The organism is Streptomyces sp. NPDC002619 (genome assembly GCF_042889305.1).
In the GTDB taxonomy this organism is placed as follows: domain Bacteria; phylum Actinomycetota; class Actinomycetes; order Streptomycetales; family Streptomycetaceae; genus Streptomyces.
The window spans coordinates 25503-46057 of the sequence record NZ_JBIAQV010000051.1; the positions used below are offsets into that span (position 1 = coordinate 25503).

General features: G+C 68.1%; 16 protein-coding genes and 1 pseudogene. 7 read left to right on the forward strand and 10 right to left on the reverse strand.

Annotated features, from left to right (window positions below):
- Positions 1-217 precede the first annotated feature (217 nt).
- Positions 218-2050 (reverse strand): tetratricopeptide repeat protein, encoded by a 1833-nt coding sequence (locus tag ACFYXB_RS39195; RefSeq protein ID WP_389589754.1) that lies wholly within the window; start codon positions 2048-2050, stop codon positions 218-220.
- A gap of 227 nt (positions 2051-2277) precedes the next feature.
- Between ACFYXB_RS39195 and ACFYXB_RS39200 the strand changes: the two genes are divergently transcribed.
- Both ACFYXB_RS39200 and ACFYXB_RS39205 read left to right on the forward strand, forming a co-directional pair.
- On the forward strand, positions 2278-2562 hold the full coding sequence (locus tag ACFYXB_RS39200; RefSeq protein WP_389589756.1) for a helix-turn-helix domain-containing protein: 285 nt from the start codon (positions 2278-2280) through the stop codon (positions 2560-2562).
- A 373-nt stretch (positions 2563-2935) separates the two neighbouring features.
- Positions 2936-3781, forward strand: a complete 846-nt coding sequence (locus ACFYXB_RS39205; protein ID WP_389589757.1) for an alpha/beta fold hydrolase — start codon at positions 2936-2938, stop codon at positions 3779-3781.
- Between the two features lie 175 nt (positions 3782-3956).
- Here the strand turns inward: ACFYXB_RS39205 and ACFYXB_RS39210 are convergent, their stop codons facing one another.
- A complete protein-coding gene (locus ACFYXB_RS39210) occupies positions 3957-4433 on the reverse strand; it encodes a hypothetical protein (RefSeq protein ID WP_389589759.1) in 477 nt (158 codons plus the stop codon).
- Between the two features lie 552 nt (positions 4434-4985).
- On the opposite strand from ACFYXB_RS39210, the gene ACFYXB_RS39215 reads away from it, so the two are divergent.
- The 4 genes and pseudogenes from ACFYXB_RS39215 to ACFYXB_RS39230 form a co-directional block, all read left to right on the forward strand.
- Complete coding sequence (locus ACFYXB_RS39215; RefSeq protein ID WP_389589761.1) at positions 4986-5144, forward strand: hypothetical protein; 159 nt, start codon at positions 4986-4988, stop codon at positions 5142-5144.
- Between the two features lie 230 nt (positions 5145-5374).
- Positions 5375-6175, forward strand: coding sequence for a GPP34 family phosphoprotein (locus ACFYXB_RS39220; protein ID WP_389589763.1), 801 nt, complete (start codon positions 5375-5377; stop codon positions 6173-6175).
- A 276-nt stretch (positions 6176-6451) separates the two neighbouring features.
- Positions 6452-6994 (forward strand): nucleotidyltransferase domain-containing protein, encoded by a 543-nt coding sequence (locus ACFYXB_RS39225; RefSeq protein ID WP_389589764.1) that lies wholly within the window; start codon positions 6452-6454, stop codon positions 6992-6994.
- A gap of 34 nt (positions 6995-7028) precedes the next feature.
- Positions 7029-7316 (forward strand): annotated as a pseudogene (locus ACFYXB_RS39230) (helix-turn-helix domain-containing protein); the annotation flags it as partial.
- Positions 7317-8051: 735 nt separating this feature from the next.
- Here the strand turns inward: ACFYXB_RS39230 and sbnB are convergent.
- From sbnB to ACFYXB_RS39250, 4 genes are read right to left on the reverse strand one after another with little or no spacing between them, the layout of a single operon-like run.
- Complete coding sequence (sbnB, locus tag ACFYXB_RS39235) at positions 8052-9122, reverse strand: 2,3-diaminopropionate biosynthesis protein SbnB (protein ID WP_389589766.1); 1071 nt, start codon at positions 9120-9122, stop codon at positions 8052-8054.
- Positions 9119-10123, reverse strand: a complete 1005-nt coding sequence (locus ACFYXB_RS39240) for a TauD/TfdA family dioxygenase (protein ID WP_389589768.1) — start codon at positions 10121-10123, stop codon at positions 9119-9121. The genes sbnB and ACFYXB_RS39240 overlap by 4 nt, the downstream gene beginning before the upstream one ends.
- A gap of 50 nt (positions 10124-10173) precedes the next feature.
- Positions 10174-12687: an amino acid adenylation domain-containing protein gene (locus ACFYXB_RS39245; RefSeq protein WP_389589769.1), complete on the reverse strand. Its 2514-nt coding sequence runs from the start codon at positions 12685-12687 to the stop codon at positions 10174-10176.
- A gap of 37 nt (positions 12688-12724) precedes the next feature.
- On the reverse strand, positions 12725-15370 hold the full coding sequence (locus ACFYXB_RS39250; protein WP_389589770.1) for a Pls/PosA family non-ribosomal peptide synthetase: 2646 nt from the start codon (positions 15368-15370) through the stop codon (positions 12725-12727).
- Positions 15371-15869: 499 nt separating this feature from the next.
- Here ACFYXB_RS39250 and ACFYXB_RS39255 point away from each other — a divergent pair, with 499 nt between their 5' ends.
- Positions 15870-17963, forward strand: coding sequence for a protein kinase (locus ACFYXB_RS39255; RefSeq protein ID WP_389589771.1), 2094 nt, complete (start codon positions 15870-15872; stop codon positions 17961-17963).
- 158 nt (positions 17964-18121) lie between these two features.
- On the opposite strand, the gene ACFYXB_RS39260 is transcribed toward ACFYXB_RS39255, so the two are convergent.
- The 4 genes from ACFYXB_RS39260 to ACFYXB_RS39275 all read right to left on the reverse strand — a co-directional run bounded on the left by ACFYXB_RS39260 (position 18122) and on the right by ACFYXB_RS39275 (position 20479).
- Entirely contained in the window at positions 18122-18415 is a 294-nt protein-coding gene (locus tag ACFYXB_RS39260; RefSeq protein WP_389589781.1) for a transposase, read from the reverse strand.
- Positions 18324-18539: a hypothetical protein gene (locus ACFYXB_RS39265; protein ID WP_389589772.1), complete on the reverse strand. Its 216-nt coding sequence runs from the start codon at positions 18537-18539 to the stop codon at positions 18324-18326. The genes ACFYXB_RS39260 and ACFYXB_RS39265 overlap by 92 nt, the downstream gene beginning before the upstream one ends.
- 535 nt (positions 18540-19074) lie before the next feature.
- Positions 19075-19992: an IS5 family transposase gene (locus ACFYXB_RS39270; RefSeq protein WP_389589774.1), complete on the reverse strand. Its 918-nt coding sequence runs from the start codon at positions 19990-19992 to the stop codon at positions 19075-19077.
- Between the two features lie 106 nt (positions 19993-20098).
- Positions 20099-20479: a VOC family protein gene (locus ACFYXB_RS39275; protein WP_389589775.1), complete on the reverse strand. Its 381-nt coding sequence runs from the start codon at positions 20477-20479 to the stop codon at positions 20099-20101.
- Between the last annotated feature and the right edge of the window lie 76 nt (positions 20480-20555).

Below are 20555 nucleotides of genomic sequence, written 5' to 3' on the forward strand. Positions count from 1 at the left end.
GCGTCACGGGCGATGCCACCGAGGGGCTAAGCGGTCGCGGTGAAGTGTGCTGCTGATCCGTCGCGGTTCGGGGTGGTCTCCAGCCCGGCCAACGAAAGGATCAGCACCCGACTTCGCTGCAACCGCTTAGCGTGGCTGCGGTGACCTATCGCCACAGGTCCCCACAGCCATGTCCACTTGGATCCGTCGTTAACAGGTCCTCGTGGAGCACCGAGCTCTATCTGTCCTTGCGGCGCGTCCACTTCCGAAGCAGCGAGTCGGTGGGCTTTGTCCGATCGTCTACGGCCACCGATTCCTGCCGAGCGGCGAGGTTCTTCTGGGCAAGGCGCGCGACCTTGGGATCGATTTTCGGGCAGATCAGCACGACCCGTGCGAGCGGATCGTGGAGCTGCGTGGGCCGTTTGCCAACCGCTTGGGCGGCGTGCAGGTATCGCTGTGCAATCGTGTCGGCGATCTCCGCGCGCTGCTGGGGATAACGCCACGCGGCGACGCATAGGGCGAACGCGGCCGCGTCGACGGTCCAGTCGTCAGGCCCGAACAGCAGGCGCAGCAGCAAGGTGCGCCGGGTGGACCGGGGCCACGGCTCCTCCGGCCGGTGGTGCAGGATACCGACGCACACCCACACCTGGGCGAACCGCTGCCAGTACAGCGGGTACCTGCGTTGGACCTCCATCCATGACGGTTCCCGTGGCGGCGGCATGTGGGCGAGCAACCCCAGGAGATCAGCGGAGTCAAGCCTGGTGAAGGCCGCTGCCCGGTCGAAGGCGACCAGCGGGTCAGCCCAGATGCCCTTGGCGACCTGCTGTACGAGCTCGACGGCCTCCGGCGAGGGCGTTGCCACGGTCGCGGAGGCCTCGGTGCCTCGATAGAACCACAGTGGCGGACCGAACTCCGTCCTGACGGGGATGCGCGGATCCGGTTCGGGTATGTGCGACACCGCGACCGAGGACTGTGGAAAGCACGCGCGATGGATGGTCATCGGAGTCGGTGCTTCGAGGGACGTCGCGTATGAACTGACGCGGGCGACCTTCCCCTGGCCCGACTCCTCGATCTCGGCCAGGTACCCGAAGCTCTGGCAGACGGCTTCCGTCGGCGGGGGAACGGTCTGGAGCCAGGTCGCTCCTTCGCAGGCACGCGATACGCAGTTGCGGAGGTAGGGCACCCGCGGATGTGCCACGGCGAGATCGACGAGTTGTGTCAACTGGGCGATGTCGCCGCCCCCGCGGGCCTGCCGGCCAGCTCGGTACCGGGCTGCGAGAACCGCTGCCCGGTGTTTGACCGCGGTGCCGTCGATCGCCGCCGCGCGCTCGGCCCAGCTCAGCGACTGTTCGACGTCGCCTTGGTCGAACGTGATGTCGGCGAGATCGAGCAGGAGATCGGCGTTTGTGGGCCGCAGCGCGGCGGCGCGCGTCCACGCGTCGATCGCCTGTTCCAGTTGTCCGGCGTCGCGGTGGGCATAACCGAGCATGATCAATGTGGGCTGTGTCGCGCGACCCTTGGATCGTGTTTCGAGCTCCTCGGCCGTGCCGCACCACGCGATCGAGTCCTGGTACGCCCCGAGCCGTCTGGCCAACGCTGAAAAGGCGCACAGGCAATCAGCGTCGATGTCAGGACGGCCCGCAGCCGTCCGAGCCAGCACCAGCCACGGAGCCAGCGCCCGCGCCGTCTCAGGTGGTGCCGGATTGTCGACCGCCTGCCAGACGGCAGTCACAGCCCTGCCGATCGATATCAGCGGCAGGGACCTCGCCGATTCCGGGGTGAACCAGGGTGCCACAGCCCAGGGCTTCTCGGGATGAGCAGCGACCACGGACCCGAGCAGTTCGACCGCCTCGGATACCCGACCCTCACCGGCGATCAGCGCAATGATCGCCGCCGCGTTCCCGGGGAAGACCGTGTTGCCATCGCCCTTGAACAGCTCGCGCGCGGCGTCGGACGATCCGGCAGCCTCAGCGACGTCACCGAGCGCGGAGTACGCGGATTCGAGCGCCGGATCATGAAACAGCGCCCGGCCGAGGTGAAAGGCGGCGTGTGAGAGCTGGCCGACAGCCACGTTCACACGGCACCGCTGCACTTCGACCTCAGCCTGAGACCGCCCGGAGCCGCCGCCCGGACCATCATCTGCCGTCGGTGTCATTCCGCTCCCATCGACACAGCGGATCAAGGCGCCCGCGAGCTGCGAGCATACCGACGGGCACCGACACGCCAGTCGCGCGGCTAAGCGGTCTCGGCGAAGTCAACTCTCCGTGGGGGTAGGAGCTTTGGTGGGAAGTGGTGGTGATGCCGAAGATCCTGACGGTGGAGTTGACGTCCGGGCGGCAGTTCGAGGTGCGTCGGCGGCTGGCAGGGCGTGATCTGTCGCGTAACGAGCGGCGGCGGTTGGAGTGCATCCGGTTACTGAGCCGGGGCCTGACCGCGCCGCAGGCCGCCGGCCTGGTGGAATGCAACCCGGTCACGGTGTGCGATGCGGTGCACCGTTTCACCGGCGGCGGGTTCGATGCCCTGGCCGATGCCCCGCGTGCGGGAGCCCGCCCCGCGGTGTCCGCTGTGCCACCGGCCTTGTAGGAGTAAAAAGTGATGACGCCTCGTGCGACGATCCTCCCGCGCGTGCGTAGGACGGTCTCATAGGTTCCATCGCTGTACCGGCCCCGGGGATCACTCGCACCGCGGTTGGTGGCGAGAAGGATCTTGAACGGTTAGAGGCCCACGGCGGCATCGCCAGGGGAGGTCACGCGGACAGCTAAGCGCGTTTCCAGAAGTCCTGCGCGTGACTGTCGGGGAGGGGCTGGTCCAGGTGTTGTCGAAGAGCATCACCGGGCCGGCTCCTGACTGCCGCAGCCCCCGGACCGGCCCCTGGCCGCCGAGCCGGCTACCGGCAGAACCTCTGGAAAGCCGCTCAGGCAGCTCTCAGATCAAGGTCATGGGAGACGATATGAGGGTGGAGCTGTGTCGAGCCGACGGCGGGGTGATCGCGGTCGAGGTGGTGGGGGAGTCGGACGCGCCTGCGGTGCTGTTCTGCCACGGGTTGGCCGACTCCCGGCTGGCCGTGTACGGCTTCGCGGGCGCGGCCCACGCGCTCGGACTGCGTCTCATCGCCCCGGATCGCCCCGGCATCGGCGGCACCGACGCCCGTCGCTTGCCGCGGGTCGTGGACTGGGCTGCGGAAGCCACCCTGGTCCTGGACGCGTTGGACGTCGGCTCGGTGGCGCTGCTCGGCGTCTCGGGCGGCGGAGCGTTCGCGGCCGCCTGCGCGTCCGAGTTGCCTGACCGCGTCCGCAGCCTGCTGCTCATCGCGCCCCTTGGCCCGCCTGCCTGGCCCACCCGCGGGATGGCAGCCGGGCAGCGCGCGTCCTTGCAGATCGCCCGGCACGCTCCGGCTTTCGGTGGCTGGTTTCTGGGCCGCCTGGCGATGCTGGCGCGCCGGGCACCAGGGCTGTTCCTTCGCCTGGCGACCAGCGAGATGCCCGCCAGCGACCGGCGTGCCCTCGCCCAGTCGGACGCGCGCGCGGCCTTCCTGACCAACTACCTGCGAGCGTTCCACCGCGGCAGCTGGGGAGTCGGGCAGGATCTGCGCGTGCTGACCCGACCCTGGGGTTTCGACCTCGAGTCGATCAGGGTGCCCACGTCGATCCACCACGGGGACGCCGACACCACCGTCCCGCTCCAGCACGCCCGCCGCTTCGCCGCGGCGATACCGGGCGCACGCCTTCACGTCCATCCCGGCCAAGGCCACTTCTCGATCCTCACCGCACCCGAGCAGACGCTGGCGACACTCGCCGCATAGCCGGTCGAGGTTGCCGCCGGAGATCACGGCGGCGGCGCGTCCGGTGGGCAACTGGGGCAACCGACGGAATGCTGTGGCCTGCTGAAACGAGCCATCTGTGAGGTGAGGATCCCGCCTATCGGTGTGGGGAATCCCTGCCGACCATTCGTCCGCGCATTCCGTCACTCCGGGAACGTCATGTCATCGGATCTTCGGGAGGCTCCGAGGACGACGAATGTGACGGCATCACCTCCGGGTCCGCGTCAGAATCGACCCTCACCCACGGCAGGTCCTCGAACTGCGCGACGATCCGGCTCCAGCCACCACTTCGCTCACCGCCGGTGGGAGCGGCATCGTCCAGCCAGATCTCCGTGCCCGGCGGAAGGTCCTCCGGTCCGCGCTCGGTGCCGATGACGAGGGTGAACTCGGGGTCATCAGGACTGCTCCGGCTGTAGTACGTGTCCCCGTCGCGCCACGCTTCCAGGGCGAAGTCCACAAGGATCGCCCGCCCGTGGCGGCCCTCGGGAAAGAGCAGAAGCAGAGTGTCGCCCCGCACGGGCACGTCGGTGTCAGCGACACGGGCGGCCAACGCCTTGATGGGGACGGCGGGCTCGACCTGGAGACCGAAGCCGGTGCGGTGCGAGCCGGTCACGGTCACGATGTGGTACGGCACGCCAATTCTCCTCCGACTCTTCCTCGCGCATTCCGTCACCCCGGGAACTTCATTTCGTCGGTACCTCAACTGGGCCGCGTGGAACCGGTGGACCACAACGCCCTCATCTCATCGTCCGCTCACCGGGCCGAATCACCGGCAGCCCAGACTGGCATGTCTTCGGCATCTACGTCGGCGAGCGGCGATCCCAACCAGGAGACCTTTCGTTGGATACAGAGTGCGGATCGCCGAGATCGACCAGGGCGCGCCAGGGTGGTCGGCCCTCTTCCAGTGAGAGCTTCAGCCGCCTGCTGGCCGACGTGGCCGCCCACCTGTTGAACGTCGCTACCGGCCGGCCCAGTGGCCCCCACACCGAAAGCGAGCAGAAGTGATCAATCTTGAGGACCGTGCTGCTGCATGCTGGTCCCCGGGGGTCCGCCCTCTGATGGTTGAGGCGCACCGGTGCTACGCCACACGCTCCGCGCGCGCCGCCATCGTGCTCACCTAGACAGCGGTTTGCGCCGACCTGCCCGCGGCAGCATCCAGGTCTGCGGCCAGCAGGTCCAGGTCGGCATGGCACATGCCCGCACCGTGGTCACCGTCGAGGTCACCGACACCACCCTGCACGTCTTCGACCACGACGGACACCGCCTGCGCACGCTTCCTCGCACCACCACGAAGGAGGTGACCCGCTTCAAGGCCTACGGCACGAAGAACCGCACAACAGGCTAGGAACCGGAAAGCATCAACCGACACACATCCGTCAAGGCTCAACTGAACCTAGACACGCGCTGGGTCATGCTGTCTTGTCTCGGTTGATGCTTGACGTTGTGGCTTCACCTGATGCTTGACACTGCTTGCATCGGCGTGCGCCCCGGCTGCTTTGCGGCAACCGCACGGCCCGGTACGGCGTCGTCATCTGTGCCTGAGGTTCCAGTACCGCGACCAGGGAGAATACAGCGATGCAGGAGCGGCCGTTCCTAACACTGCCCGAGGAGCTTGTGCTGGCCTGCGGGAATCCGGGGCAGGGCCTCATCCGGAGGCCGGACTTCTTCAACCGGGCGCTGTCCGGCGCTGTGCTCGCGGAACTTGAGCTGTGCGGCGCGATCACCATCGAAGACGCCAAGATCGTGGAACTGCGACCGCTCACGCTGGGGGATCCGGTTATCGATGGTCTTTTTGAGCAGCTCAGCAGCGATATCGGGCTTGGCCAACCCCGCACTGGCCAGCCCCGGTTGGTCAGCCCGCCGGACAACCTCCTCCGCCTGCGCCAGGACCTGCCCCGTGGCTTCGCCGCTCGGGTCTCCGCCGCGGTGCGGATCGGACTGGCTGCCCACCTGCCGAACTGGCCGCTCCACGGCTGGATAAGCACGTGGCCTCACTTCCGCGATATCGAGGAGCGCTGCCTCGCCGCAATGGAAGCCCGCGGGCTGGTGATCGCTCACCGGCGCCGATTCCTCGGTGTGGTGCCCCGTACCTCTTGGAGCACCTTGTCGCCCGAGTACGCCCGGGCGTCCGCCGGCAGGATCGATGAGGCGGTCCGAGCGGTTACCGCGGCGGCCCGGTCCGGACCGCCGTCCCGGCGCGCGGTACATCTGGTCGCCCTGGTTGGGGCTGCCGGCCTCAGCGGGCGCCTCTACCCCGGCCGCGAGCACCACGCCACCCGCCGCCGCATCGAGGAGGTCACCAGCGGCAATCCGGTCGCCGCCGCTGTCAGCTTCGTCAGGGAGGCCGACGAGCGGGCGCGGCGCGCGAATGACTGAAAGCGCCGACTCCCGGGCCCGTACTTCGCGGGCCTGCGGCCGATCGTGCAGATCACCCGCGGCGCATGCCATGATCCGGCCTCATGAGTGACCGTCCGCTTTCGCCTGCCTGGCTGGCCTCGTGGGTGAGCAGGGTCTCAGGCGCCCTGAAGGTGCACCCCAGGTCGCTCAGGCGATCCTCCGACACAGCTAGTGCCGCATCAGGCAACGTTCGCCCGCTCTCGCAGCCGGAAATCGGTCTGCTGTGGCTGGAGTTGCCTCATAGTCTGCACTGATGTGGACAGGGAACGCAGTGCTCGGCAGCTCCGGCTGATCGGCGAGACGGTGGAGATCGCGAAGGCTCTCGGCGTGGAGGTATGGCTCCGCGGGGGCTGGGCCATGGACTTCTTCATCGGTGAGGTCACGCGTGACCATGAGGACATCGACTGGTTCGCCTGGGCGGAGGATGCCTCTGCTCTGACCGACGGCCTGCTGCGTTCCGGCTATGAACCTCTGTCGGGGTCACCTGCCGACCAGCAGATTGATTTCTGCAAGCAGGGCGTGGAGAGCAGCTTTTCTCTCTTGGCCACGGACCGGTTCGGGCGCGTTGTGGTCGCCGGCGGTCCCTGGGCCGGGGAGGTGTGGCCGGAGGGCATGCTCGATGCTTCTGTTGGCCGTATCGCGGCACTGCGGTGCCGGATCATCAGTCCCCGCACTCAGATCGAGATCAAGCAGATGATGCCGGTCTGGGTTCCGGGCCGGCCCCGCCGGAAGAAGGACGTCGAAGACATCACCCGGCTGGAGGCGGCCCTGCGAGAGCAGGGCACCCGCCCAGCATGAGGGCTTGAAGGCGCGCTGCCGCTAACGTCTGCGCGTGGCAGAACGGGTGCGCTTACGCGAGATTGACGACGACGAAGGCCGACGGCTGCTGAGGATCATTCGCCGCGGCTCCGGCTCGGTAGTGACCTGGCGGCGGGCCCAGATGGTGCTGCTGTCAGCCCAGGGCATGCCAGTGACAAAGATCGCCGAGGTGACCTTCACCAGCGCGGACCGGGTCCGGGACGTGATCCACAACTTCAACGCCGACGGCTTCGAGGCGCTCTACCCGAAGTACAAGGGCGGACGGCCGAGAACCTTCACGCTGCCCGAGCGGCGCGAGATCAATCCGACTCCTGGCGCGGCGCATGACCGGCGGGGAGTTGACCTTGGGGGCGGTGCTGGCGCGCCTGGAGGAGCGGGAGCGGGAGCGGGAGATCGCCACGCAGGTCGAGGAGGCGAAGGAGCAGATCGCGTAGTTGGACGAACCCGGCCGGGCTGCCGGGGAGATCCGGATCACCCGCAAGACGCTCCTGGAGCTGCCCGATCCGGCACCGCCCGCGCGCGCCGCCGGCCCCCAAGCTGCCGGACCATCCGGCCTACCAGCAGATCATGGCAGTGTTCGCCGCGGCCGACGCCCCGCGGCGGGCACGGCAGATATGCGAGGCGATGGACATGGAGATCGCGCCCAACAACATCAACAACACCCGCCTGAAACTCAAGCGGCTGACCGAGCGCGGCATCCTGGTCGAGACCGAGCAGGGATTGTTCGCCCAGCCGCAGCCGCAGCCGCAGCCGCAGCCGCAGCCGCCCGGCAGCCCCCGACCAGCCCGCCTACCCCAGTCGATAAGGCAATGCGGAGATCAACTCACATATCGCCCTCTCGGAGCTTTCCACTCTCTGGACCCAGTCGCGGGAGCAGATGCCCACCGGAGCACAGATACTTTCCGGCGCCGTCCATGCGGTCGTCCACGAACACCACTACGCGCCGGCGCCCTGTCAGCCTGCAAGCCGGCCCGCGCACCGATCGATGCCGGCCCGCGCTTCACCTCCTCCTCCGCGGCAGGGTGCTGCGGGCCGGTCATCCGTGCCGTCGCAAGTCGTGGAAGAAGTCGTCGATGACGTGGAGCTGCCCGGAGCGGGCCGTCTCGTCGTAGACGTATTTGCCGACGGCGAGGTCGAGTACTCCGAGGCCGAAGGGCGAGAACACCAGCGGCCGGTCGGTGGAGGGTGTCACCCGTCCGGTCATGACGTCCGCGAGTGTGCCGTGCAGGAAGTCGCGGCTGCCGGTGAGCTGTTCGGCCAGGTGGGGCGAAGTGTTGGCTTTGAGGCAGTGTTCGACGTCATCGACGATGTTGGTCGAGGCGAGGATGATCTCGGGCGCGAGGTCGCGCAGCGACACATGCAGGACCAGAGGGTTGTGGTCGAACCAGGCCGGGTCGCTGATGTGTGGCTCGTCGGCGATGGTGGCGAAGACGACGAGGTCGCTGGAGCGGATGAGTTCCTCGGGGGTGTCGTGCAGGGTGATCTGTCCGGCGCCGGAGGTCTGTTGGAGGTAGTCGCGGAAGCCCGCGGCACTGTCGGGGGACAGGTCGTGGACACCGGTCTCGTCGAAGGACCAGCCCACGGCGGTCAGGAAGGTGTGGATGTAGCGGGCGATCAGGCCAGTGCCGAAGAACCCGATGCGAGTGGGGCGTTGCCGGTTGCGGGTGAGGCGGTCGGCGGCCAGTGCCGCGGATGCGGCGGTTCTGGTGGCGCTGATGGTGGAGCTTTCCAGGCAGGCGAAGGGGTAGCCGGTGTCGTGGTCGTTGAGGATCAGGACTGCGGAGGCCCTGGGGATACCGGCCTGGACGTTGTCGGGAAAGCTGGAGATCCATTTGAGGCCGTCCACCCGCACGTGCCCGCCGATCGAGGCGGGCAGCGCGATGATCCGGGAGGAGGGCCGATCGGGGAAGCGCAGGAAGTAGGAGGGCGGGTTGACCGACTCTCCTGCGGCGTGCAGCCGGTAGGTGGCCTCGACGAGGTCCACGATCTGCTTTTCCCGGTCCTGGAGGGCTTGCTGGACCTGGGCGCCGGAGATCACTGCGAACGGTGGCACGGTGTACGGCTGGGACATGGCGGGCTCGATTGCGTTGGAGCGGACGGTGGTCATCCGGCGCTCACCTCGGCGGTCGGCGGGCACTCGGCCGGGCGCAGCGGCTCGGCCATGGCGACGAGTACCTCGCGTGGTCCTTGGAAGGCCTCCCTGCTGTGCGCGGTGCGCACATTGTCGACGAGCATGAGGTCGCCGGCCTTCCACGGCTCGCGGGCGGTGTGGGCGGTGTAGGTGTCGTTGAGGAGCTGGATGACATCCGGGCCGATGGGGTCGCCGCCTCCGTAGCGGGTGTTGAACGGCAGTGACTCGGCGCCGTAGACCTCGATGAGGTATTCACGGATTTCGGGCTCGATCGTCCATTCGTTGAGGAAGGCGATCTGGTTGAACCAGCAGCGGCGGCCGGTGACCGGATGGACCGTCACGGCGGGGCGGCGCTGGCGGGTGCGCAGGCTGCCGTCGGGTTGCCAGGCGAATTCGATGGCGGCTGTGCGGCAGTACTCCTCGATGGCCCTCCGGTCGTCGGTGCCGAAGGCCTCGGCGTAGGGGGCGCCTATCTCGTCGTTGTAGGTGCGGGTGAGTAGCCAGCCTTCCTGTTCGAAGCGCTGGACCAGCTCGGTGGGCAGTGCCTCCAGGACGGTGGCGGCGTCGGCGACGGCGGTGGCTCCGCCGGTGCTGGGCGCGGTCAGGCAGGCGAACAGCATGAGGCCGGGGGGCTGGAGGGCGTAGCTGAGTTCGTGATGCATGCACATCGGCTGGTTCGGCGGCCATACCGCGGAGGAGTACACGCCTGGGGTGTATGTCTGGCGGGGGGCGAAGGCTTCCTTGTCGGTCATCAGGGCCGGGGCCAGGCGGTGGAGGATGGCGCCGGCCCGGTCCGCGTCGCACAGTCGCAGGCCGCGGATGAGGAGCGAGCCGTGTTCGGTGACGAGAGTGCGCAGTGCGCGATGGTGTTCAGCCGCCCAGTCCGACACGTCGTCAGGGGTCTCGGTGTACAGGATCGGGGGCTTGCCGGGGTTCAGGTCCATCTTGAGGAGGGCCGCCGTGGTCGGGTAGGACATGGTGCTTTTCCTTCCGATGTGGGATTTCGATGTGGGTTCTTCGATGAGGTTCAGGAGGAGGTAATCGGTGCGATTGCGTGCCGCTCGGGTCGGTTGTCGACCAGTGCGGCGAGGTCGGTGAGGATCGGGTGTGCGGTGACGTCTTTGAGGGACACGACGCGGTCCAGGGCGATGGCGAGTTTCACCGCCGAGAGGGAGGTGCCGCCGCGCTCGAAGAAGTGGTCGCGGCGTCCTATGTGGTCCTGTGGGACGCCGAGGACGTGTCCCCAGGCGTCTGCCAGCCGCCGCTCGGTCGGTGTGGTCGGCGGCTCGTGGTCGTCCTCGGTGGTGGCGAGTTCCGCGGCGAGCGCCGTCAGCGCCTTCTTGTCGATCTTGCTGTTGGCGGTCAGCGGCAGGCTTTCGCGCCAGTGGAAGGCCGCCGGGACCATGTAGGCAGGCAGCGAGATACCCAGCCGGTCGGCGAGGGTCCCCGTGCCCAAGGGCTTTGGGGCGGAGTAGAAGGCGACCAGGTCTTTGCTCCGGTCGGCGCGTTCGGCCACCACCACCGCACCGTCGCGGACACCGGAGAGACGGAGCAGGGTGTTCTCGATCTCGCCGATCTCGATCCGGAACCCCCGGATCTTGACCTGGGCGTCGCGGCGGCCGAGGAACTCCAGCTTCCCCGAAGGGTGCCAGCGGCCGTAGTCGCCGCCGAGGTAGAGCCGCATGCCTTCGCGGTGCGGATCGGCCATGTACGCCGCTTGGGTGCGTTCGGGGTCATTGATGTAGCCGCGGCCGACACATACTCCCGAGAACGCGATCACGCCCGGGGCGCCCAGTGGCACCGGTGCGAGGCGTTCGTCGACGACGTAGATGTTCACGTTGTTGACCGGGTGGCCGAGCAGGATGCGTTGCGGCGCCCGGTCCATGACGTCGTGGTTGGTGTCGTCCGAGGTCTCGGTGAGCCCATAGGCGTTGACCAGTCGGGTCTGGGTCTGGGCGGTGAACCAGCGCTCGGCGAGCTCCTTCTTCAGCGCCTCCCCTGTGACCGACACGTACCGCAGGTCGGGCAGCGTACGGGGACGCTGTTCGAGCTCGGTCAGGACGGCTTCGAGGTAGGAGGGCACGACCTGCAGGACCGTGACTTTGCCGTCGGAGACGGTGTCGAGGAACCGGGGGACGTCGAGGATGACGTCCTGTTGGACCAACAGGGTCTGCCCGCCGACCAGCAGCGCGGAGAGCAGTTGCCACAGGGAGATGTCGAAACACGGCGGCGCGGTCTGGGCCACCACCTGTCCCTCGCCGATCTCCAGGTCGTCGATCTTGGCGTAGAGGTGGTTGAGCATGCCGGCGTGTTCGCACATCGCGCCCTTCGGCCGACCGGTGGAGCCGGAGGTGAAGTAGATGTAGGCGAGTTGGTCGGGTGTGACGTGGATGCCGAGATCATCGTCGGCGTGGTCTTCTTCGTAGGCCTCCTCGAAGAGCAGCCTCGCGACTCCGGGCAGGGAGTCGAGTGCCTGGTCGAGAGTGGTGGTGCTGCCCGGTTCGGTCAGCACCAGGGTGCATTCGGCGCGGGAGAGGGTGGCAGCGATGCGTTCGGCCGGGAAGTGCGGCTCGATGGGGAGGTAGACGCCTCCCGATTTGAAGGTCGCGATGACGGCGGCCAGCCAGTCGAGGTTGCGTTCGGTCACCACCGCCACGACACCTTCGCGGGCGAGCCCGCGGGCTGAAAGGGCGCGGGCCAGCTGGTTGGCCCGGGCGTTGAGTTCCGCATAGGTCCACTGCCGGTCGGCATACACGGCGGCGACGGCTTCCGGATGCATCCGCACCCGGTCCTCGAACAGCTCATGCACCCGCGCGTTGGGCAACTCCCGGACCGGCCCGGCCAGTTGCTCGAGCTGGAATCGCAGCTCTGCGTCCGACAGCAGGCTCTGGCATGCGTGTTCGGCATCGGGGTCGGCGGTGATCAGCGCGAGCGCGGTCAGGTGATAGCCGGCGATGCGGGCGGCGCTGTCGGCGTCGAGCATGTCGGTGCGGTAGCGCAGCCGCAGCACGAGCCGACCGTCGCGGTGAAGTGCGCCCACCCGCAGCGCGGTGTCCTCGGCGAGGTCCCCGTCGATCGCGGCGGGATCGAAGACGGTCTCGAACGACGGCTCCGTCAGGCCCAGTTCGCGCCTCAGAGTGTCGATGTCCTCGGCCGGGACGTCCTGGTGTGCCAGCAGTTCGGCGGCGGCCTGGTGGGTGTGGTGCAGCAGTTCCCGCCATGAGGCGGGCACGGTGGACAGACGGCACGGCAGTGGGCGGCCGCCCTCGGTGACGTAGCCGGTGGTGATCTCCTGCTCTGCGGACAGTGCCGCGAGCACCTTGGCGTGCGCGGCCAGCAGGAGCGAACCGAGCGGCATCGCCAGCTCGTCCGCGAGTCGGCGCAACCCGGTCACGGTGTCGTCGGGGACTTGGGACTCGTACTGGCCCATGCCCGTCATCGGGTGGAGGGTCCAGCGTGGGGCGGGGGTGAAGCCGCCGGCCGTCAGTACGCCGCGCCAGTACTCCCGGTCCATCAGGGTGTGGTTCACATGCGTTGCCATCGGTTCGTTTCCTCTGCTTGTTGCTGGTGTGGCGGTGTCAGTTGCCGTGGGCCGCGGCGGCGTGGGCGGTGTTGCGCTCTTGGCAGGCCTGAAGGTGGGTCTTGTTGTCCGGCATTTCCCGGGCCGGGTTGCCTCCCCACTGGGCGTGCGTGGGGATTTCCTCGCCCTTCATGAGGAAGGAGTCGGGGGCGAGCATGGCGCCGTCGCCGATCGCCACGCCGTAGTGGACGAAGGCGCCGACCCCGAGGGTGCAGCCGCTGCCGACGGCGCTGCGGTCGGACTTGAAGGCACCGTCCTCCTGCGAGTGGCACTGGACCACGGTCCCGGCGTTCAGCGTGCTGTCGTCGCCGATGGTGACGAGGGTGCGCTCCGGGAAGAAGCAGCCGTCGTCGAAGACCCGCTTGCCGATCCTGGCCCCGAGCAGCCGCCAGATCACGTTCTTGAAGGGGGTGCCGTTGAAGACCTGGATGTAGTCGATCGAGGCCAACTTCCAGAAGCGTTCATGGCGCCAGAAGGAGGGCGCGTAGATCGAGCAGTACAGCGGCTTCTGGGCCTTGAACCCGGCGGATGCCCGCTCGATCAGCGCGAAGTAGACGACGGTGAACATCAGGGTGAGGACACTGGCCAGTGCGATCGCCAGAGCTCCGAGCGCGGGGTAGAGGCGGGCTGCCCCTATGGTGATGAGGGTGATCACGAAGACGTGGATCAACCGCGCCAGCAGGTACAGGCCGGCGGTTGCCGCATTGTGACTGTTCTTGGCGGCCAGGCGGCGGCGCAGCTCGTCGCCTGTCTGGAGGTGGTTGAACCTCTTGTCGCGCATCACCGTGCGCGGGATCTCGAAGCTGGGTGAGCCGAGCAGACCCACGCCTTCGCGCACCGGTCCGTCGATGGGGACCATGACCTTGGTGGCGAGTAGGCAGTTGTCGCCGGTCCTGCCCTGCGAGGGGTAGGCGATGCGATTCCCGAGGAAGCTACGGGCCCCGATCGACGTATGGGACACGCGGAACGACGTGCTCGAGAAGTCGACGTTCATGAGAGACAGCCCGTCGGCGATCATGGTGCCGGTGCCGACAGCGCTCAGGTACGGGTTCTCGTGCTGCACTTCGGTGCCGAAGTTCGACCCGGTCTGCTCGACGCGGGACAGGTCGTATCCGAGGTAGCGCAGGTAGTGGACGATGCCGGAGCTGTCGCCGAAGAGCGTGGTGAAGGACTTCCTGTTGGTCATCAGCGCGATCGCCCGCTGGATTCCGTAGTGGAAGCCGTACAGCGGATAGACCTTGCCAGGCTCGATGGCCCGGTTGAGCACGCGCGGCACGGTGCCCACGACAAGGAGGCCGACGAGCAGGGAGCCGAAGAAGACGACCAGGGAAGTGGTCAGGGCATAGGCGTAGAAGGTGGGGCTGGTGATGTCCACGCGCTGCGGGTTGAGGAGCGCGTGAAGTTGCGGGATCTCGGCCGACAGGACGCTCGCACCACCCATCGCCAGCGGCAGAACCACCACCAGCAGATTCAGCAGCTGCACTACGCCGTACACGGTCCTTTTGACCGTGGGGCAGTCGGCCGGGCCGACCGTCCGGTAGTCCACCTCGGTCGGCTGCGCCGGCGAGCCGTGCCAGCGTTCTCCGTCGGGCACCACCTGGCCGGTGTGCAGGGAGGAGGCATGGCCCAGCTGAGCGTCGTCGCCCATCGAGGTTTCGATGTCGAGGACCGTGTGCTCGCTGACGAGCACGTTGCTGCCGAGAGTGACCGGGCCGGTCTGGATCAGGCCGCCGTTGGCGCGGTAGCAGGACAGGAGCACGTCCTTGCGGATGATCGTGCCCTCCCCGACGGTGAGCAGGTCGGTGCAGACCGGTATGGCGTGGGACAGGATCGTGACGCCTTTGCCGATCCTCGCGCCGAGCGCCCTGAGGTAGAGCACGTACAGCGGTGAACCGGCCAACAGGCGCAGGGGGCTGGTGCGGATCAGGGCCTTGACGACCCAGAACCGTAGGTAGGCCATCCCCCACAGGGGGAACGCGCCGGATCGCCAACGGCCGATGAGTGACCATTTCGCCACGATCGGGAAGGTGCACAGACCCAGGAAGCCGGCACCGGCGAACAGGACCGACCGGAGGTAGAGGTCGAACAGGCCCGAGCCCGCAGAGATCCATTCGTAGCCCTGCGCGCCAACGAGGGCTGCGAGGCAGGAGTAGCCCAGGAAGATCAGGAACTGCAGTAGTCCGCACACGATGTAGCGCCGCGTACGGACGGCTGTCGGCACCTCGGCTCGCGCCGCCACCTCTGTCTGTGCCGCAATGGCGTTCGCAACCCCCACATCGGTCGGTGTCTGCGCCGGTACATCCTCAGCCGAGGACGGGGACGGGCCGGGCATGGGCGTGGTGTCACCGAGCGCGCCGGCAAGGCTGCGGATTGTGGGGTGCCGGTAGATGTCCTTCATCGACACCGTCGGCAAGTCTGCCCGCTTCCTGACCCGCGCACAGAACTGGGCCATCACCAGGGAATCGGCGCCCAGGTCGTTGAAGAAGTGACTGTCGGCCGGTATCTGCTCCACGCGCACCACGCCGGCCAGCACCTCGGCCAGAAGCCTCTCGGTGCCGTTCGCCGGGCCGGCGTCCCCGCCGTCCTGGAGGGTCGAGATCTCAGCCGGAACGGCCGGCAGGACTTCGACAGATTTCCCTATCACGTGAGCTCCTTCAGGACGTTTCGGTCGGGGTCGGTCGATGCGGGCGGATTCGTGATGCCCGCCTCTCCAGTGAGCCCGGCCGGGGAGTCCCTGTCCTGCCCCTGAATTTCGGGGCTTGACGCAACACCCAGGTCTTGGTAAACCGACCGCTTTGCTGGTCATCGCCCCGCGTTCCCTTGCTTTCTGCGCGCTTCGCACGACTTGCGACCGCATATCACAGGCACACGTCCAATACGCGGGGAAATCACCCGCGCATTGCGTTGACCGCCCGTCCGGCCCGGCGTTGTCCGGGTCGGTCACGGACACGGCCGCTTATGCACGAACTGGGTGCGTGTCAAGTCCCGAATTCCGGTGGCATGACAAAGCACACGGATACATGAGCTGGGCTACCCCCGTTCTGGGCGACTTGCCGCTCTTCAGCCGATATGCGATACGTGGAGAGGGCCCCTTCAGTGCTCGCCGAGGAAGCCCCTGCTGGCCGTCCTGGAAGAGGAGTGCCATGACAGGAGCGCAAGAGGCCGCCGGGCGCGTGATCACCGGACGTTACCGGCTCCTGCGTCGGCTCGGCACCGGCGGCATGGGACGTGTGTGGCTGGCGTACGACCAGGAACTGGCGTGCGAGGTCGCGCTCAAGGAGATCATTCTGCCGCCGGACGTCCCCGAATGCGAGGTGGGCTCCCGGATCGCGAGGGCCCGCGGCGAGGCCCGGCACGCCGCCCGGCTGCGCAACCATCCGCATGTCGTCACCGTGCACGACATCGTGGAAGAGGACGGCCTGCCGTGGATCGTCATGGAATACGTCCCCGGCGCCATGGACCTGGAGGCGGTGGTGCGCGAGCGGGGGCCGCTGCCGCCCCGTGACGTCGCCCGGATCGGTCTGGCGGTCCTCGACGCCCTGCTGGAGGGACACCGGCTCGGCGTCCTGCACCGGGACGTCAAACCGGCCAACATCCTGCTAACCCATCCGGGGCCCCAGCCCTCCTATCCGACGGAGGGCGGCGGCCAGGTGATGCTCACCGACTACGGCATCGCGCTGGAGCCGAGCTCCGGGGAGGACCGCCTGACCGCCACCCTGGAGATCCTCGGGACGCCGCGCTTCATGGCCCCGGAGCGGGCCAACAGTCAGCCGCCCACCCCTGCCGCCGACCTGTTCTCGCTCGGGGCCACCCTGTACTACGCCCTCGAGGGGGCCGGTCCGTTCGACCGTGACACCGCCCTCACCACGCTGAGCGCCCTGCTGTCCGAGTCCCTGAGCCCGCCGCGCCGGGCGGCGGAGCTGACCCCGGTCCTCGTCGGGCTGCTGGCCAAGGACCCCGCGGACAGGATGGACGGTGAGGAGGCCGCCCGGCGGCTCGCCTCCATCGCCGACCAGCCCCACCCGTCCCCTTTGCAGCAACCGGCTCCCTCACCGGAGGTGCCGCCGCCCGAGCGGCCCTCCGCCTCGAAGCCGCCGCGCCCCCAGGAATCGGCCCCGCCGACCGAGATCCTGTCGCCGGCCGAGCCGGAGGAACCGACCGGCCCGCCCCCGGAACCGCTGCCGCACGAAGGGGACGAGGCCCGGCTGCGGCCCCGCCCGCCGCGGCCCAGAAACCGACGGGCCAGGCTCATTGCGGGGGTGGCGCTGGTGGCGCTTGCCGCGGCGGGCGGCGGCATCTACCTGGCACAGTCCCGTTCCTCGGGTCCTGAACCCGCCGCACCGTCCGTGTCCTCGATCCAGGTCGGCAACTCCCCGGGCGGGGTGGCAGTGTCCCCGGATGGGCGCCGGGTCTACTCGACCAACTACTTCAACCCGGCTTCGGTGTCGGTGATCGACACCGCCACCAACCGCACCGTGGGGAATCCCATTCCCGTCGGCGACAAGCCGCAGGGGGTGGCGGTGTCCCAGGACGGACGCCGGGTCTACGTGGCCAATGCCGGCTTGGCTTCGGTGTCGGTGATCGACACCGCCACCAACCGCACCGTGGGCAACCCCATTGATGTCGGCAAGAACCCGATCAGGCTGGCGGTTTCCCGGGACGGACGCCGGGCCTACGTGGCCAATGCCGGCTCGGATTCGGTGTCGGTGATCGACACCGCCACCAACCGCATCGTGGGGAATCCCATTCCCGTCGGCGACAACCCGCAGGGGGTGGCGGTGTCCCAGGACGGACGCCGGGCCTACGTGGCCAATGCCGGCTCGGCTTCGGTGTCGGTGATCGACACCGCCACCAACCGCACCGTGGGCAACCCCATCGATGTCGGCAAGAACCCAGTCGGGGTGGCGGTCTCCCAGGACGGACGCCGGGCCTACGCGGCCAATGCCGACTCGGATTCAGTGTCGGTGATCGACACCGCCACCAACCGCACCGTGGGCAACCCCATCGATGTCGGCAAGTACCCAGTCGGGGTGGAGGTGTCCCCGGACGGACGCCGGGCCTACGTGGCCAATGCCGGCTCGGATTCGGTGTCGGTGATCGACACCGCCACCAACCGCACCGTGGGCAACCCAATCGATGTCGACGGGTACCCGGTGTGGGTGGCGGTCTCCGAGGACGGACGCCGGGCCTACGCGGCCAATGCCGGCTCGGCCTCGGTGTCGGTGATCAAGTTCTAGCCTCCCCTTTTCGCTTGCGGCGGCGGAGTCGAGTTGGTCGCGGTGGGCCGGTGGTTTTCGGCTGTTGGTCGCCGGGCGGACATGGCTGCGGCCCAACGCTGGGGTCGGGTTCTCCAGGGATCCTCGGGTCGTAGGCGGGCAGGGACAAGTACCGCAGGTCAGGTGGCAGGCCGTGGCAGGACGGCGAGGTGGGCGAACGCGCTGACAAGGAGGTGGGCGAACGCGCTGACAAGTTCGTGCCGCCATGGCCGGGTGGCGGCGATCCGCAGGCGGAGGCGGCGTCCGCCGCGGGCGGCTGCGGTGCCGGAGTACCAGCGCTGGACACCGGCGAAGGTAGAGCCCTTCTTCACGAAGCCGGTGTCATCGACGATCAGTACGCCGTCCGGCTCGCCGAGCTGCTCGGCGACGTATGCCGACGTATGGTTCGAGGTCGTCGCGGACCTCGTCCGCATCCCAGTGGCTGCGGGACAGCAGGTGCTGCAGCGCGTCGGGGGTGGCGTGGCCGGCGTACTCGGCGATCTGCCGACCATTCTTGCGGTCCACCGGGCCGAGCAGCCCGCACACGCAGTCCCGCATCCGACGCCGCGCCTCCACGCAGGCGAAGCGGGCTCCGATCCGCAGGAAGAGTCTTCAAGTTCCTGTTCCCACAAGCTCGTCGGCATGTCATCGATCACGTGGGTGAGCTGTCCGGAGTGTCGCCACTACATGCGGCAGGGGCACACGATCGCGGGACGGCCCCGCAAAGACCGCCCCACTACCGCCCCCGCCCCACTGCACTCCCCACCTCCAGGCCGTTGACCAGGGAAAATATAGTGGTCCGGCTGTAGTGCCAAGCTGTAGTACTAAACTGACAAACAAGGAGTAATCCATCACCCCAAGCCGCGGGAGATCATCATGGCGACAAGCGCCCGGAAGCACATCCGACACCTCGTCGGTGCGTTTTGCGCTGCTGCGCTGCTCGCCGGAACGGTGGGCGTGACGAGTGCTGAGGCAATGCCTCAGACAACGAAGGCCACGGCGGAATCGCCGAGCGCGGTATCACGCGATTCCTGCACGGGCCCCCAGGACCCGCCGGGCTGTATCCCTTAGTGCCCGTGAACAAACTGATCGTTTAGGGGTGTTGGGCGGTCGGGCGGGCCAGTCTGCGGGCCATCAGCATGATCATGGACCACTTGACCATGGCTTCGTGGTGGGCGGGTAGGCGCTCGTAGTCGCGGACGCAGCGGCGCCGCTGGAAGATCCACGACAAGGTTCGCTCCACGCACCACCTACGCGGCAGGACGACGAAGCCTTCGGTGTCGTCGCTGCGCTTGACGATCTCCAGCGTGAGCTGGAGCTTCTCCTTGGCCCAGTCGACGAGTTTGCCGGCGTAGCCGCCGTCGGCCCACACCAGGCGGATCGTGTCGAACAGCTCTCGTAGGTGCTCCAGTGCGGGCCGGGCTCCGTCGCGGTCCTGCACGCTGGCGGTTGTGACCAGCACGACCAGGAGCAGGCCGCGACAGTCCGTGATGACATGCCGCTTGCGGCCCGCCACTTTCTTGCCCGCGTCGTAGCCGCGACTGTCGGCGCCGACGGTCTCCGCGGCCCGTACCGACTGCGAGTCGATGATCGCGGCAGTGGGATCCGCGTCCCGCCCCTCCGCCCGGCGGACCTGGTCACGCAGATCGTTGTGGACCGCGTCGACGTCACCATCCTGGTACCACCTGGCGAAGATGGCGTGCACGGTGCGCCAGGGCGGGAGGTCCGCAGGCAGGTTGCGCCACTTGCAGCCGTTGTCGGCCACGTAGAAGATCGCGTCGACGACCTGCCGTCGGCAGTACTCCTCCGGGCGCCCGCCGTTGCCGTCCAGCCACGCCGGGCAGGGCATCACCGCCTCGATGACTTGCCATTCCTTATCGGTGGTGTCCGAGGTGTAGCGGCGCGGCCGCACCGGATGCCGGGCGCCGTGGCCGAAGCGGCAGGCCACGCAGGAGCAGCGGGTTTCTTCAGCGCGGGTGACAGCGGCAGGAACAGGCGCGTACAACGGCATCACAGGACCTCTTGGTACGGCAGGGCTTCGACACCGCTGTTGCTACCGAAAGGTCCTGGCCTGTCAGGTCACTTCGCCAGTTCTGCTCCCAACTGCTCTGCGACACTCAGAGGTGGCGGCCGATGAGCCAGTGGTGGCCGAACGGGTCGATCACGCGGCCTTGGCGCATCCCGTACGGCTGGTCAGCGACCGCGAACATCTCGCGCGCGCCGGCAGCGACTGCCCGTGCTGCAACCGCGTCGGGATCATCGACGTCGAGGGAGATCCGTACCGTCGTCGCACCCAGCGTCTGTGGACTCGGCGTGCCGAGCTCTGGCGCCTCGGTCGCCACGCCGAGGCGATGACCTGCGATTGAGAGAACTGCCACTTGCGGCCCGTCAGGAGCACGCACTCGCTCACCATCCTCGATGGCGCCGAACGCCTGCGCGTAGAACACGACTGCGGCGTCGACGTCGTTGACCGCCAAGAACGGATAGACATCGCTCATGCGCACGATCCTAAAGCGGTGGAGCCTCTCTCATGCCCGTGAACAATCTGCTCTGCGATCAGTTTGTTCACGGGCA